Here is a 13,823-nt window from a genome sequence, read left to right as displayed (position 1 = left end):
ATTCCAGAGAAGATTTTCTCCGGAATTTTTTTATGATTTTTTACCCGTTAATTGTTCGACAAAAGGAAGGACCGCTTGTTCTTTCATCTTGGCTTCAAACATGATGTCCGCATCCGTGCCCTTTAGAAGCAGCAGCAATTCGTCAAAGTCTTCTTTCGTGACAATATTATGATGGCGCAGGTCTGTAAATCCTTCCTTGCCAGTGCTAATGTGGATTTTGGGTGTGCCAAAGCCATCCCAAGTTGCCAAGATTTCGGCGTAATCAACAGGATTTCCGTCATTATTGCAATTATGGTGATGAATATCAAAGCAAATTGGGACACCGCATAATTTGCTGACGTCCAGGACATCGCGGACAGTAAATGTTTTGTCGTCATTTTCTAAACGGAGCCGCTGTTTTATGCTAGCTGGCAATAAAGCATAGTTTTCAGCGAATCTTATTTTTGCTTGCTCTTTGTCTCCGTAGGCACCGCCAGTATGGACAATCAAGTCATTGCCTCCTAATAATGCAATAAGCCGGTCGTGATACACCAAATCCTGGACGGATTTCTCCACCACTTCAGGCTTTGGGGAATTCAAGACCGTGTACTGGCCAGGATGCATCGAAACGCGCATCTTATGCGTTTCCACTATCTCTCTTATTTGAGCGGCAATCGATAGGAAATCAGGATCTTCCCACCAAATCCAATCATTGATGGGATGTGTGGAAAGCGGGATCATCGAACTTGAAGCGCGGTAGAAATAAATATCATGCTCAAGATTCCATTGGAGGATTTCCAAAGTCGTCTGCATATTTTTCAATGTTAAGTCCTTAATCTTTGCGATACCTTCAGCTTCCGCTGTTGCAACACGCAAAGTCCGGAACACAGTTTTCAATTCAGTATTCATACAAGCATAACCCAGTCTCATATTATTCAACTCCTTAAAAGCTGTATACCCAGATTTTCTCTCGTTTATCGGCTTCAAAAAATTTTAGGGCTTTTGGAGAAAAACCCTTCTACAAGGGTAAGGAATAATAAAGCACCTAATTCGAGGAGGAAAATGAATGAGAGCAGAAATTATTCAAGATGAGTATGGATATACAGCTACATTTGCGCGCATATTGTCACATCCACCAGAATCTGTATGGGAAATGCTGGTCGACAACCAAAAGATTAAGCAATGGTTTCCCGAATTATCGATTCAGGAGTTGAAGGAGGGAGGCGCCATTCGATTCGATTTCGGAAATGAATCTAATGAAGAAATGGCTATATTGCATTATAAAGAAGGAAGCATCCTGGGATTTGAGTGGGGAGAAGACGAAGTCCATTTTGAGGTGCAGCCGTTGGAAGGCAAAACTCAACTCATCTTAATCGAAACAATTCGTCAACTGACGCCACACACGGCAAAAGACCTTGCCGGCTGGCATGTGTGTCTCGATGTGATCCAAGCGCAATTGGATGAGAAGGAGATAATCCGAGAACAAGAATGGGAAAAAGAACTCACCGCATATCAGCGGCTGCTGGATAGCCTCACCGGTTCGTTGGGGTAAGAAAACTTAATGGCGTAATGTAAAAGAGTTGGCCCAAATTGCTTATGGGCCAACTCTTTTTTTAAATGCTAAGGATTGCTGATTTTGAAATTGAAAACTTGTTCTTCTTTCAATACTCCGTCCTTATAGACACGTTCTGCGAAGGTAAGGTTATTTTCCATATCTACAGCCACGATGGTTGAAGAGCGGGTTCCGTAGTCAGCGGTTTTAATGAACATCGGTGAGAGCATTTTTTCGAATTCCAAGCCAACGCCTGTATTGGGCAAATCTGTTTCGTCAGCTTGTTCTGCATCCGCCAACAGTTCAAAAATCAGGCCTAAATCAAGCTCTTCGTGTTCTGAGAGATACCGGTCCAATTGATTTTTGCCTTTCATTACTTTCGGCCAGGGAGTATTTAAAAAGTGATTGCTTAGGCCATGTACGCCGTTCTCAATAATAGAAAGCCTTTTATCAATATTGTTGTAATAGAAAAGTTCATCCGCCGTGCCAGCAATTAAGTTAAAACCTGTATAATCTTCGGCAACTAAAGAATGAAAGAAAACTTCGGGCGCTTCGTTGGTTCTTAAAAAATCCCTGACAAGGGCTCCGCGTGATAATTTTCCCGCCTCTGGCATAGAAGGATCCCGAAAATTAGTGAGGGCAGCAATTCTGCCGGTTTTTGTAACGCCGAGCCAAGTGCCCATCTGCAAGAGATCACGGCCAGCTAAAATATCCGGTTCATCGTTCCAATAATGCGCTTTTTCTGTTGGCCTTTTGTAAAACTCATCGCGGTTAGCGGCAATGACCAGTTTGTATCGATGGTGAGCATGAAAACTAAAATTGATTAAGCACATCGCCTTCACTCCTTTTGTATTCATTATATAGAAGGAAATAAAATGAAAACAGAAAAGAAGTTTGAAAAATGTGAGATTATAATAGAAGTAATTGATTAATCAAAAGTATTTAGGGGAATAGGATAAGTAGAAATATATAAGAAATTTTATTTAATATAGGAAAAATAATCCAATAATTTATTGTAAATTAGTATATAATAACTATTAATAAAGTACATATTTGATTTTTCAAGATGTGCGAAGGCGGTGTTAAGAGATGGAGAGCGATAAAAAAGCCCTGAGGGAATTGACTGAACCTAACGAAGAACTCGTTCTCATTCTTGATGAAACTGGCTCGATTATTCGAAATATCGAAGGATGGAACGAGTTTGGAAAAGAGCATGGATTAACCGAGAAATACTGGAAGACCAACGGTAATTTTTTTACCTTTATCAAAGACTTTGGAAAAGGCGATGAATTAAGGACGCTGCAAAAAGTCATCAACAAAGAACTAAAGGAATATTTAGACATGATTCCCGTTATATTAAAGGACAATTCACTGCAATGGTTCTCGATCAAAGCGCGTCCTATGAAAACTTTGAATGAAAATTCAAAGGGAACGGTTATTTCATTGAGGCTGGTAAACCTTCATAGTATCCAGGCTATTACGGCAGAAAATGTGCTCGAAAATATGGCAGAAGGTTTCGCGCTGTTGGATGAGAATTACAAAATCCATTACCTCAACGCATACGGTGAAGAAGTACTGAAATGCCCTCGCGAAGAAAACGTCGGAATGAATTGGTGGGATTTATTTCCTGAAGCTGTAGGTACGAAATTCCAGAAGGAGTTTGACAAAGTGATCCATCAAGGAGCCACGGTGCATTTTGAAGAATATTACGCTCCGCTTACGACTTGGTTCCGTCTGAATGCGTACCCTTTGGCGAGTGGAGGCATGGCTTTATATTTTCAGAATATCAACGAACGAAAAATAAATGAAGAAAAGCTTTTGGAATACGCATATACCGATTTCTTGACCGGTCTGCCGAATCGCCGAGCGATGTCGGAACTGGCGAATTTCTTAATACGCAGTAAAACGAAGTTCACTTTATTCTTTGTCAATCTTGATAATTTAAAAGTTGTGAACGCCATGCATAATTTCAATTCAGGCGATAAAGTTCTTGTTTCTGTTGCTGCGAAATTAAAAGAATTGGCTGATCCAAATTGCAAAGTTGGCAGGTTAGACGGGGATGAATTTATAGTGATTCGCCAGCCGAAAGCCAAAGAGCGACTCGAGGATTTCGCGGAGAAACTGAAAGAAATTTTCATGCATCCTTTTCTGCTTGAAAATCAACAATCGGTCAATATCACAGCCAGTATCGGAATTGCCTGTTTTCCTTATGATTCAAAAAATCTAGGTGAAGTGCTTTCCTATGCTGAAACGGCAATGTTCGAAGCCAAGAAAACAAAAGAAACAAGTTTCCAATTCTATCGGAAAGAAATGAATTCAGAACGGGAAAGAAAAATTAAAATCGAAAAAGGGCTGCTCGAAAATTTAAATGGCATCGGCTATTATTTCACGCTTCAGCCTCAAATTGATGGAGTTACCGGATGTATTACGGGGGTTGAAATTCTCTCCAGGTGGAATCATCCAGAGTTAGGGGAATTGTCGCCTTTGGAATTTATCCAAGTCGCTGAACAGTCTTCGACGATTGTCGCGTTGACAACCCATCTATTAAACGAAGTTTTTACCCAATTGAAGGATTGGCAATTGCGTTTTGGGTGGAACTTAAAGACAGCGATTAACATGACGCCGTCATTACTCGCCAATCCGGAATTCTTCAAAGAATTCTTTGCATTGATTGACCGCTACGAAATAAAACCGGAACTGATTGAAATTGAAATTACAGAACAGGCTGAATTGACCTACTCCGACTGTACCTTGGAAAACTTGCAGCTTTGCAAATCAAAAGGCATTTCCATCGCCATAGATGATTTTGGTACAGGTTTTTCGATGATCGCTTATTTGACTCAATTTCCAATCAATAAAATAAAACTCGATAAATTTTTTGTTCAAAAAATAGGAGAAGACAAAAAGTCGGAAGCGGTGCTAACATCACTTATTCATTTAGCCAAAAGCATTGAATGTGAATTGCTCGCTGAAGGCGTGGAACGGGTTGAGGAAGTGGCTTTTTTAAAGAAACACGATTGCATCCATTTTCAAGGTTATTACTTTGATAAACCTTTAACAGTAGAGAATTTTGAAGAGAAGTATCTGCGCAAGCAGTATCAATTTGCGATTGAATGAAGATTAGGGAGGAACAAGGCTGTGGGGGCAACTGAGGAGCTTTTGATCGAACGGGTATTAATGGATAGTACACAAGAGATGGTGTTCATCGTAAAAGTGGATGGCTGCGGGAATTTCTTTTATGAATTTTTTAATCAAGAAGCGATAAAACAAATTGGATTCGATGCAAGTGCCATTGGAAAGAATATGCGTGAAGTGCACTCTTCTGAAATGGGGAAATACTTGGAAAGCCATTATCAACAAGTAGTCGAAAGTGGAGAAAAAATGGAATTCGAAGATGCGTATAAATTGAGTTCCGGTGAAATTCACTTTTACCAAATTGCCTTGACGCCACTTTTAAATGATCAACAGGAATGCACGCATATCTCTGCATTTGTAAAAGACGTGACAAAAGAAAAAAAAGCAGAACAGAAAGCCAGTGAAACATGGAGGCATTTAGAAGAAAGCCGTTCAAGATACAGCTCACTTTATGAAAATAATACGGATGCTGTGTTTACTCTCGATTTGGAAGGCCGGATCTTGGAAGGGAACCAAACGGCGTCGAAACTGACTGGATTCATTATCGATGAATTGAAAGAAAACCGTTTTCTGGATTATGTAGCAGCAGATGATCCTGAAAGATTCCGGCTTTACTTGGAACAAGCGCTGTCGACGCCGTTAGAAGATAGCCGCATCCGATTTTTAACAAGCGCCGGCAATGAGGTGAATTGTTTGCTCAAACTCGTCCCAATTATTGTCGGCGGCAATAGAGTAGGGATATATGCCATTTTGAAAGATATGACTGAGCTCGACAAAATGGCCGGAAAGTTTGCTGAAAGTGAAAATCTCTTTCAAATTATCGCGGAAAATGCGCACGATGTTATCGTGTTATTGAATAATAGTGGTCAATTTATGTATATCTCCCCTTCGTGTTTAAATGTCTACGGATCGACTAGGGAAGAAATCGAAGCCCAAGCCCTTCTTTCGCTTATCCATCCAGAAGACAATGAAGAGTTAGACAGAAAACTTACAGAATCGATTTTAACCGGCAAGCTCTGTAAAATGCAATTGCGTGTCCAACATAAGACAAGAGGCTGGGTTTGGTCTGAGCTCTTGGGTACGCCAGTATTCGATAAAGATGGAGAGTTTATTCATAAAGTCTTGATCTTGCGCGATATTTCGAAGCAAAAAGAGTATGAATCCAAACTTGAATTTTTCGCTTACCACGATTCTTTGACCGGATTGCCAAACCGCAGGATGCTCAAAGAAGCCATGTTTAGAAAAATTGAGCAAAATGAAGAATTTGCCGTAATGATATTAGACATCGATGATTTTAAAGTAATTAATGACGAATGGGGCCATGAAGTTGGGGACCAGGTCATCCAGGAATTTGCGCAAAGGTTAACCCGAAACATTGGGGAAGGTGACTTAGCAGCAAGGCTCGGTGGAGATGAGTTTGTCATTCTCTATAAAGGCCCGATTTCTCCTGAAGAGGTTATGGAAAAAGCGCGGCTTATTCGCCAATCTATGGAATTATCCTGGAATGCATGGGACACTGATTTAAAGATTACGACGAGTATTGGAATTCACATTGCTTCTGCAGAGGCTTTCAATCCTTCTGATGTCCTGAAAAATGCAGATCATGCATTATACGAAGCGAAAAACTCCGGAAAAAATAATTTTCAGCTAAACCGTTAAAAGCATAAGCTTTTAGCGGTTTTTTATTTCCGTAATAGTTTTATAAGAAGAAAAAAAGATTTGAATAAAAATAAATAAAATAGAATAAAAATTAAAATTCAGTATAAATTGTCTGAGAAAACAGTTAGACTAGTGGAAGGTGGTTTTTTAAAAACCGCGATTACATAGAGAAGGCAGGCGGGAATATGGAGAAAAAGGATTTACTGACTGTGCTTAAAGACTGGCGGCTGCACGGTGTCGTCTTTATATTAGTATGCATTACGGAAGCTATCGGCCAGTTCAGCATCAGTGTAGGGCCAGGAGTCATTTTGTTATTGCCCATGCTGTATGCATTTTTCCTCGGATTAGGATTGTATTTTACACCTATGATCAATGAAAAGAATTCCAAGAACGCGGAACCGCTTATTGTGCTAGGGGTTACGTTGTTGATTGCTAAAATCGGATTTACAATCGGACCGCAGATTGAAGCGATAATCGCAGCAGGGCCGGCACTGCTGCTGCAGGAACTTGGAAATTTAGGGACGATCTTTCTAGCTTTGCCGTTAGCGGTATGGCTTGGATTCAAAAGGGAAGCTGTGGGGATGACACATTCCATAGCACGTGAGCCAAACGTAGGGCTCATTGTCAATAAATTTGGTTTTGAGTCGCCTGAGGGACGCGGTGTTATGGCCATCTATATTTTCGGTACCGTTTTTGGTGCAGCTTTTTTAGGTTTAATATCTGGTTTATTGGCTACAGCTACACCGCTTCATCCTTTGTCGTTTGCAATGGCATCCGGTGTAGGGAGCGGCAGTATGATGGCTGCTGCGAGTGGTTCGCTAATCGCTGCATTTCCGGAGATGGAAGATCAAATTGTTGCCTTTGCCGGTGCAAGCAATCTTCTGTCATTATCTACCGGACTATACGTCAGTATCTTTATCGGCTTGCCGCTGACTGAGAAGCTATATGAAATCATGACAAGAAGAAAAGACAAAAAAGACCGCTTAAAAGAAGAAGGGGGCAAGCCGAATGCTTAAAACAATTACTGAATGGATACTCGTTTTGATGGTGTTCGGATTTTCGGCTCTTTTCGGCAACTGGCTTGGTTTTGATGTCCTGCCATGGGAAGCGGTGCCAGGGATGCTTTTGCTTGTAGCTGTCAGCGTTGTTGGCTTGGTGCTTGAAAAAGTTCTCCCTGTAAATATACCGGCAGTCGGCTATATCGGGTTGATAGCAATCGCCATATCTTTACCTATGTTTCCAGGATCGGCATTATTCGTTGAATGGACCGAGAAAATAAGCATCTTAGCGTTAGCAACGCCTATTTTAGCATATGCTGGAATATCCATCGGTTCAAACTGGGCAGATTTTAAGAAGCTTGGATTCCGAAGTGTACTTGTAGCTTTTGCTGTCTTCCTCGGAACCTTTTTAGGATCTGCATTAATAGCAGAGGTAATTTTAAGATGGCAAGGAATAATTTGACAGAAAATTTTTTAAAATAAACACAATTATACCTTGAATCCCCTAAAACGATTTGATACACTAACTTTATGTTATGTGTGCCTTACCTTGTGCCATCCTGTTTAACAGGATGGCTTTTTCATGGGGAAATAAATGTTTTGTTAACAACAAATAAGCAAGGCTCTGCCAATAGCAGAAGCCTTGCTTATTTTTATTCCATCTCTAAATGTTCTTTTAAAAGGTTCTGTACTTCGGCAAGTTCTCCGTCATCCATTCTATAGTACCAAATGCCATTTATTATTTCTCCGCTGCCCCGTTCGAAATTGAGCTGTTCAATTGAATTTATAGCTGAACGGTAATTGCTTTGAACATCCATCATCTCTGAAAAACTCATATTAGTTTTGACATTGTCTCCTAGAGCATCCATGATTTTTGAATAGTTAAAAAGGGTATTGGCAGAAGCGGTTTTTGCTAAAACACTTTTCAAAACTTGCTTTTGGCGGTTCTGCCTTCCAAAGTCACCATCGGGATCTTCTTTTCTCATTCGGACATAGTCCAAGGCATCTTCGCCGCTCAGCAAAATTTCTCCTTCGCTAAATCCATCGAAAGCAAATTCGTTGTAGACGGTGATTCCGCCGAGAGCATCAATAATGTCTTTAAAGCCTTCCATATTGATTTGCATCACATAGTCGATGGGAATATCCAATAAATGTTCTACGGTTTCCAAAGACATTTCGGTACCGCCGAAAGCAAATGCATGATTAATTTTATCGTATTTGCCCATATCCGCTATTTCGGTATAAGTGTCTCTTGGAATACTGACCATTTTAATCGATTGTGCAGATGGATTAACCGTAAGAACCACAATCGTATCCGATCTCCCTTTATCGTTCTCCCGTTCATCAACCCCTAGCAGCAAAATGGAAAGCGGTTCCTTCTCTTCTAACACAATCTTTTCTGGGCGTTTCGCCGACACCTGGCGGGTTAAAGGTTCGTGAATTTCTTCTAAGGTGCTCGTGGCTTTTGGAAACAGGGCTATTAAGCCGAGAGATCCGATTAGCAAGATAGAAGCGAGGGCAATCAATAGCCATTTCGTGTATTTTTTCTTTTTGGGGTTTACATCATAGTTAGCCATTTGCATTCTCCTTTTGAGGATATTTCTAATAAAAGGAATGAGAGACATTTGTACCATTCAAGTTCTTTTTTATAGCGTAAACCGATTCATCTATTAGGTCAATAGTTTTATTTGAATTTTCCGAAAAATTAATATACTTTTTTAATGATAAAAATGGTATGATTTTTGTACGAATAAACCTATACTCAGTCCAAAAAATGGAATATAGGTGATTCTATAATTTCTGAATATTTTATTAATTAAAATAAAGTTATTTATATATTACCGGTCTGGCGGATTTTAGATAGGAGGAAAAGGGATGATAAGCGCGACAGTCATGGTAATCCAAGATGAAAAATGGGTACGTGAGTTGATCAATGCTTTTTTGAAAGAGAAAGGATATAAAGTCATAGAAGTGAACGAAGGTTCTGAAGTCATTGAACTTCTCAAAATAAGAGAACCGGATTTGATTTTATTGGATGCGGAAATGCCAGGCATCAATAGCTTGGAAGTATGTGCGAAAATTCGTTCCCGTTCAAGGCTGCCGATCCTCTTCATCAGTTATCGGAAAGAGTTATCCTTTAAAATACAAAGCTTTGATGCAGGCGGAGATGATTTCATTACGAAACCTTTCGATTTTAACGAGCTGGAAGCAAGAATCCGGGCTGTTTTAAGAAGAACGGGATGGACGCAAGAAACGGTCGATTTAACAGTACTTCGGTATGGGGATTTACATATTCATGCAGATGCACGGCAAGTGTATGTAGGAGGAAATCCTATTCATTTAAATCACAAAGAGTTTCAACTGCTCTTATTGCTTGCCCAACAACCGAATCGTGTTTGGACAGCTGAACAGCTTTATAACCAAATATGGGGGTATTATTCTGCTGGAGAACTTCAAACGGTAAAGGTCCATATTAGCAATCTGAGAAGAAAAGTCGAAAAAGATCCTGCCAATCCAATTTATATCCGCACCATTCGAGGGTTCGGCTATAAATTCGCTCATAACACTAATTGAAGCTTCAATGACATTCAAGCAAACGATGTTTGCCAAGAGGAACTGCTCGCTTAAGAAAGGAGAGCGGAAATCTTGTAGTACGGAGGAGTTGAAACCCGATGGGGATTCAAAAGAAAACGAAGCAAGCAAGTGGGAGCAAGTCGATTGAAATACCAAAAACGAATTCGCTTGCTGCTGAGCAATATAGAAGCATACGCACAAACTTGAATTTTACGATACCGCATTCGAATATAAGAACCCTTCTATTCACATCAGCAGAAAATGAGGAAGGGAAGACAACAACCGCATTAAATATAGCCGTTGTCTACGCAGAATCCGGCAAAAAAGTTCTATTGGTTGATGGGAATATGCGCAGGCCGTCACTCCATCATTTTTTCGGTATTACAAGCCCCAATGGTTTTTCGAGCTTGCTTCTGAAAAAAGGCGAACTTTTGGACACGGTTAAGCGAACTGGCATTGTTGGGTTGGAAGTACTTCCTTGCGGCCATGTCCCGTCCAACCCAGCAGAACTTTTAGGAACTGCCGCTTTGGAACAATTAATGGCGGAAATGAAAAAGTATTACGATATCGTAATTTTCGATTCGCCGCCTATTTTAACCATTGCGGATTCTAAAATTTTAGCCAATAAATGCGATGGCACCGTTTTAGTAGTCAGCAGCGGGAAATCCGATAAAAAAAGAATCGTAAAAGCAAAAGAGGCCTTAATTTCCTCAAAAGCCACTATTCTGGGGGTTATCTTAAACAATCATGAATTGGAGAATAGCCAATATTATGAGGACTATCATCAGTAGCAAAGGAGGAAGTGCATTGCAAAATTTCTTATCGATTATCTATAATCATTTGCCGATATACTTCCAAAATCTTTATATAAGCTTTGAAAACAAAAAGGTGAAAGAAGAGCGGTACGGTGACACCTATACGGGCTTGCTGCACGAACTTGCTTCCCGAAAAAATGATGACCTTGGAGAAGAAGACCGATGGAATGAATTTCGCAGACTGCTAGAGCATTCAATCGGGCATAGTCAATTTTATCGAAAGTTTTATCAAGGGATTGATTTAAAGGCAATCCGGGGAATCGCTGATTTGCAAAAGCTTCCTTTACTGGACAGAGAAGCCATTCATCAGCATATTCATCAGATGTATGCAGTAGAGGGCTCAGCTGCTGCCATTTCCCACGAAATTGACCGAGAAGGGGTGCCGCTGAAGTTTCTGCTAACAAAGGAAGATATTCAAAAGCGCAATGCGTTTATGGATTTTTTCAAACAGCAGAATAGTGGAGTCTCCAGGAAAATGAAACAAGCGATTTTCACTTCCAGAAAAATTATTCCAAAAGCTCAGCAAAAGAAAGCCTATTGGCGGGATAACCGTCCAGAGAACATTCGTTTATATTCGAACTATCATTGCACACAAGAGAATGCCGAGTTGTATATTCAAAACTTGAATGAATTCCAACCCGCCTTTATCAACGGAACTTCTCCGATCTTATATAAGCTTGCTGTTTTTTTGAACGAAGCAGAGGGGAAGTTGGCATTCTCGCCGCAAGCAATCTTTTTGCAAGGGGGGTTGATGGAACCGGCTCAACAAATAGAAATCGAAAAAGCATTTAACTGTCCAGTACACAATTATTTTATTCCTTCTTACGAATTTCCGATCATGTCCGAGTGCTCGACAGGAAATTTTCATGTCCATCCAAGAGCCGGTATCATTGAGCTGGCTGAAGACGGGGAAATGATTGTCACCAATTTTATGAGCTACGGGACGCCAATCATCCGCTGCAAAACTGGAATATACGCTGAACTGAATGATGGAGCTGCAAATTGTGCATGTGGATCTTTTCAGCCCATTATTGAGTGCCGGAAAGAATCCGATTCAAGCTGTTTGAGCACAGCGGATAATATAAAAGTGCCAGTTCCTCAACTTGATGAAACAGACAATGAGTTCTCGGAAAGCGTAAAGAAAATGAAATTTGTCCAGCATAAAAAGGAAGAGGTTGAAGTGTTTGTGGAAGCCGGGGAAACCTATACGAATGAACTCACTAAAACGATTCATCAAAATTTGCAGTCTGCATTCAGCCAAGATATGAAATTTAATATCCGAGTGGTTGAAGAAATGCCTGGAAATGTTAAAGAGGATTTTCAGCTTATCATTAATAAACTGGTTAATTAAAGCGTGATTTTAAAGGTAGAACAGGAAGGAATTCCTGTTCTTTTTTCATGGAGTGCTCCAGAAGCCTGTTCATTCCCTGAAATGCTTTGAAAATGTTACGATAGAAAAAGACTAGTTAGAGATGAGGAGCAGAAGTATTATGGTCGAAAATGTTAAGAAAGCATCTTTTCTCCGCCTGATTCCAGGATTAGTGCTTTGTTTTATTGTTATGATGGCAGGAATCATCGGTGCGGATTGGATTGGCATCGGATTGCAGGCAGCGGGAATTTTACCGGAAGGCGGTGCTAGCCCGATATCAGGCATTTTTGTAGCCATCGTTCTCGGGATTCTGATCCGCAATCTTATCGGTTTGCCGGATGCATTTGCTAAAGGAATCAGTTTTGCCCTTAAATATGCATTGCGTGCGGGAATTATTTTGCTCGGTTTGCGTCTGAGCATGACCGAAGCTTTAAAATTAGGGGCTTGGGGATTGCCGCTCATTGTGGCATGTATTTCCGTCGGACTTTTTGTCACTTTATTTTTTACAGCAAAAATGAATCAATCCAAGCGTTTAGGGACTTTAATCGCTACGGGCACAGGGATTTGCGGCGTTACGGCCATTATGGCGACAGCACCCGTCATTAAAGCGAAGGAAAATGAGATCTCTTATGCAGTCGCCAATATCACGATTTTCGGTTTGCTTGGCATGCTATTTTATCCGTACTTGGCCAATGCCTTTTTCGCTGATGAGCCGATAAAAGCCGGATTATTCCTCGGAACGGCCATCCATGACACTGCGCAAGTCACAGGTGCAGCGTTAATTTACGATCAAATATACAATTCATCAACAGTGGTAGATGTTGCAACCATCACAAAACTGACTCGCAATGTGTTCATCATCGCTGTCATCCCGTTTGTTTCGTTCTTGTTCTACCGAAACAACAAGGAAAATGGACAGGCAGCCCAATTGCCGAAATGGTATAAATTATTCCCATTGTTTATTTTGGGCTTTTTATTCCTGTCATTGCTACGGACAATTGGTGATTCTACAATCGCTTCTTCCGGCTCGGCTTTTGGAATATGGGACCCGAGTACTTGGGAAAGTTTCTATAGCTTTTGGAGTTCGTTCGGTTCTACTTATATGCTCGGCCTCGCGATGGCAGCAGTAGGGCTTGGCACGAACTTGAAAGTGTTCAAAGGAATGGGAATTAAACCATTCTATATCGGATTTATCGCAGCAATTTCCGTCGGGTTGGTCAGTTTACTGCTGATCTCATTATTTGGCGGATTGATTTCCGTGTAAATAATACAAAGGAGCCAGTGGCGGTTGCCACTGGCTTTTTCTATGGAGGAACAGCTTACTTCGATTGAGAATCTCCGGGTAAACGTTTTTTGAAGAAGGGCTAAGGGTATGGAATCACAAAGGACATAAGGAGAGTGGATGAAATGGAAGTTGTAGCGAAAAGGGATTTATTGAAAGACCGGTATGGCAATTATTATTTCGTTTCGTATGCTGGCAAAGATTCATTGACGCTTATTAATGCAGCCTTGTATTATGCCTTTAAGGAAATTATGAGTGAAGAACTTGTAGAAAGAGTAAAAGCACAATACCCAAATGATGTCGCTTGTGGAAAGTATTTTGCAGATCTTGTAAAAACGCATATTGATAAAATCGAAAAAGGGGAAATTCCCGGAAACATTTACGATATTGAAGAAGTAAAAGGCAAATTCGATTTGCATATGAAACCGATTTACGATGAATCGTTTCATTTATAAAAGGT

Annotated in this window: 13 protein-coding genes; 10 read left to right on the top strand and 3 right to left on the bottom strand. The window is 40.5% G+C overall.

Annotation, left to right across the window (positions count from 1 at the left end; all coding sequences use genetic code 11):
• Positions 1–30 precede the first annotated feature (30 nt).
• The gene (uvsE, locus tag NFU07_RS04425) at positions 31–909 is read right to left on the bottom strand and encodes a UV DNA damage repair endonuclease UvsE (RefSeq protein WP_251475249.1); all 879 of its coding nucleotides are present in this window, start codon (positions 907–909) and stop codon (positions 31–33) included.
• Positions 910–1,045: 136 nt separating this feature from the next.
• Here uvsE and NFU07_RS04420 point away from each other — a divergent pair, with 136 nt between their 5' ends.
• Positions 1,046–1,531: an SRPBCC family protein gene (locus NFU07_RS04420; RefSeq protein WP_251475247.1), complete on the top strand. Its 486-nt coding sequence runs from the start codon at positions 1,046–1,048 to the stop codon at positions 1,529–1,531.
• A 68-nt stretch (positions 1,532–1,599) separates the two neighbouring features.
• Here NFU07_RS04420 and NFU07_RS04415 read toward each other — a convergent pair whose 3' ends face one another.
• Positions 1,600–2,388, bottom strand: a complete 789-nt coding sequence (locus tag NFU07_RS04415) for an NRDE family protein (RefSeq protein WP_309296766.1) — start codon at positions 2,386–2,388, stop codon at positions 1,600–1,602.
• Positions 2,389–2,620: 232 nt separating this feature from the next.
• Here NFU07_RS04415 and NFU07_RS04410 point away from each other — a divergent pair, with 232 nt between their 5' ends.
• The 4 genes from NFU07_RS04410 to NFU07_RS04395 all read left to right on the top strand — a co-directional run bounded on the left by NFU07_RS04410 (position 2,621) and on the right by NFU07_RS04395 (position 7,786).
• Positions 2,621–4,648 carry a sensor domain-containing protein gene (locus NFU07_RS04410; protein WP_251475245.1) on the top strand — a complete coding sequence of 676 codons (2,028 nt, stop codon included), beginning with the start codon at positions 2,621–2,623 and terminating at the stop codon, positions 4,646–4,648.
• Positions 4,649–4,669: 21 nt separating this feature from the next.
• Entirely contained in the window at positions 4,670–6,325 is a 1,656-nt protein-coding gene (locus NFU07_RS04405) for a sensor domain-containing protein (protein ID WP_251475243.1), read from the top strand.
• Between the two features lie 185 nt (positions 6,326–6,510).
• Complete coding sequence (locus tag NFU07_RS04400; protein ID WP_251475241.1) at positions 6,511–7,341, top strand: DUF3100 domain-containing protein; 831 nt, start codon at positions 6,511–6,513, stop codon at positions 7,339–7,341.
• Positions 7,334–7,786, top strand: coding sequence for a hypothetical protein (locus NFU07_RS04395; protein ID WP_251475239.1), 453 nt, complete (start codon positions 7,334–7,336; stop codon positions 7,784–7,786). The genes NFU07_RS04400 and NFU07_RS04395 overlap by 8 nt, the downstream gene beginning before the upstream one ends.
• 190 nt (positions 7,787–7,976) lie before the next feature.
• Here the strand turns inward: NFU07_RS04395 and NFU07_RS04390 are convergent, their stop codons facing one another.
• Positions 7,977–8,900 (bottom strand): LCP family glycopolymer transferase, encoded by a 924-nt coding sequence (locus NFU07_RS04390; protein ID WP_251475237.1) that lies wholly within the window; start codon positions 8,898–8,900, stop codon positions 7,977–7,979.
• A gap of 298 nt (positions 8,901–9,198) precedes the next feature.
• Here NFU07_RS04390 and NFU07_RS04385 point away from each other — a divergent pair, with 298 nt between their 5' ends.
• The 5 genes from NFU07_RS04385 to NFU07_RS04365 all read left to right on the top strand — a co-directional run bounded on the left by NFU07_RS04385 (position 9,199) and on the right by NFU07_RS04365 (position 13,818).
• Entirely contained in the window at positions 9,199–9,897 is a 699-nt protein-coding gene (locus tag NFU07_RS04385) for a response regulator transcription factor (RefSeq protein WP_251475235.1), read from the top strand.
• A 98-nt stretch (positions 9,898–9,995) separates the two neighbouring features.
• Complete coding sequence (locus tag NFU07_RS04380) at positions 9,996–10,688, top strand: CpsD/CapB family tyrosine-protein kinase (RefSeq protein ID WP_251475233.1); 693 nt, start codon at positions 9,996–9,998, stop codon at positions 10,686–10,688.
• A 16-nt stretch (positions 10,689–10,704) separates the two neighbouring features.
• A complete protein-coding gene (locus NFU07_RS04375) occupies positions 10,705–12,063 on the top strand; it encodes a phenylacetate--CoA ligase family protein (protein WP_251475231.1) in 1,359 nt (452 codons plus the stop codon).
• A 139-nt stretch (positions 12,064–12,202) separates the two neighbouring features.
• The gene (locus tag NFU07_RS04370) at positions 12,203–13,345 is read left to right on the top strand and encodes a YeiH family protein (protein WP_251475229.1); all 1,143 of its coding nucleotides are present in this window, start codon (positions 12,203–12,205) and stop codon (positions 13,343–13,345) included.
• Positions 13,346–13,488: 143 nt separating this feature from the next.
• Positions 13,489–13,818, top strand: coding sequence for a hypothetical protein (locus NFU07_RS04365; protein WP_251475226.1), 330 nt, complete (start codon positions 13,489–13,491; stop codon positions 13,816–13,818).
• The last annotated feature ends 5 nt before the right edge of the window (positions 13,819–13,823 follow it).

It is taken from the genome of Planococcus sp. NCCP-2050 (genome assembly GCF_023708025.1).
Classification (GTDB): domain Bacteria; phylum Bacillota; class Bacilli; order Bacillales_A; family Planococcaceae; genus Planococcus.
The sequence above is the reverse complement of the archived record's forward strand: the minus strand, read 5'-3'. Positions and strand labels throughout refer to the sequence as shown.

Bases quoted from the DNA above. Each gene is read 5' to 3' on its own strand.
- NFU07_RS04365 (WP_251475226.1), top strand. From the start codon at position 13,489: ATGGAAGTTGTAGCGAAAAGGGATTTATTGAAAGACCGGTATGGCAAT.
- NFU07_RS04380 (WP_251475233.1), top strand. From the start codon at position 9,996: ATGGGGATTCAAAAGAAAACGAAGCAAGCAAGTGGGAGCAAGTCGATT.
- NFU07_RS04395 (WP_251475239.1), top strand. From the start codon at position 7,334: ATGCTTAAAACAATTACTGAATGGATACTCGTTTTGATGGTGTTCGGA.
- NFU07_RS04385 (WP_251475235.1), top strand. From the start codon at position 9,199: ATGATAAGCGCGACAGTCATGGTAATCCAAGATGAAAAATGGGTACGT.
- NFU07_RS04420 (WP_251475247.1), top strand. From the start codon at position 1,046: ATGAGAGCAGAAATTATTCAAGATGAGTATGGATATACAGCTACATTT.
- NFU07_RS04370 (WP_251475229.1), top strand. From the start codon at position 12,203: ATGGTCGAAAATGTTAAGAAAGCATCTTTTCTCCGCCTGATTCCAGGA.
- NFU07_RS04415 (WP_309296766.1), bottom strand. From the start codon at position 2,388: ATGAATACAAAAGGAGTGAAGGCGATGTGCTTAATCAATTTTAGTTTT.
- NFU07_RS04410 (WP_251475245.1), top strand. From the start codon at position 2,621: ATGGAGAGCGATAAAAAAGCCCTGAGGGAATTGACTGAACCTAACGAA.
- uvsE (WP_251475249.1), bottom strand. From the start codon at position 909: ATGAGACTGGGTTATGCTTGTATGAATACTGAATTGAAAACTGTGTTC.
- NFU07_RS04390 (WP_251475237.1), bottom strand. From the start codon at position 8,900: ATGGCTAACTATGATGTAAACCCCAAAAAGAAAAAATACACGAAATGG.
- NFU07_RS04400 (WP_251475241.1), top strand. From the start codon at position 6,511: ATGGAGAAAAAGGATTTACTGACTGTGCTTAAAGACTGGCGGCTGCAC.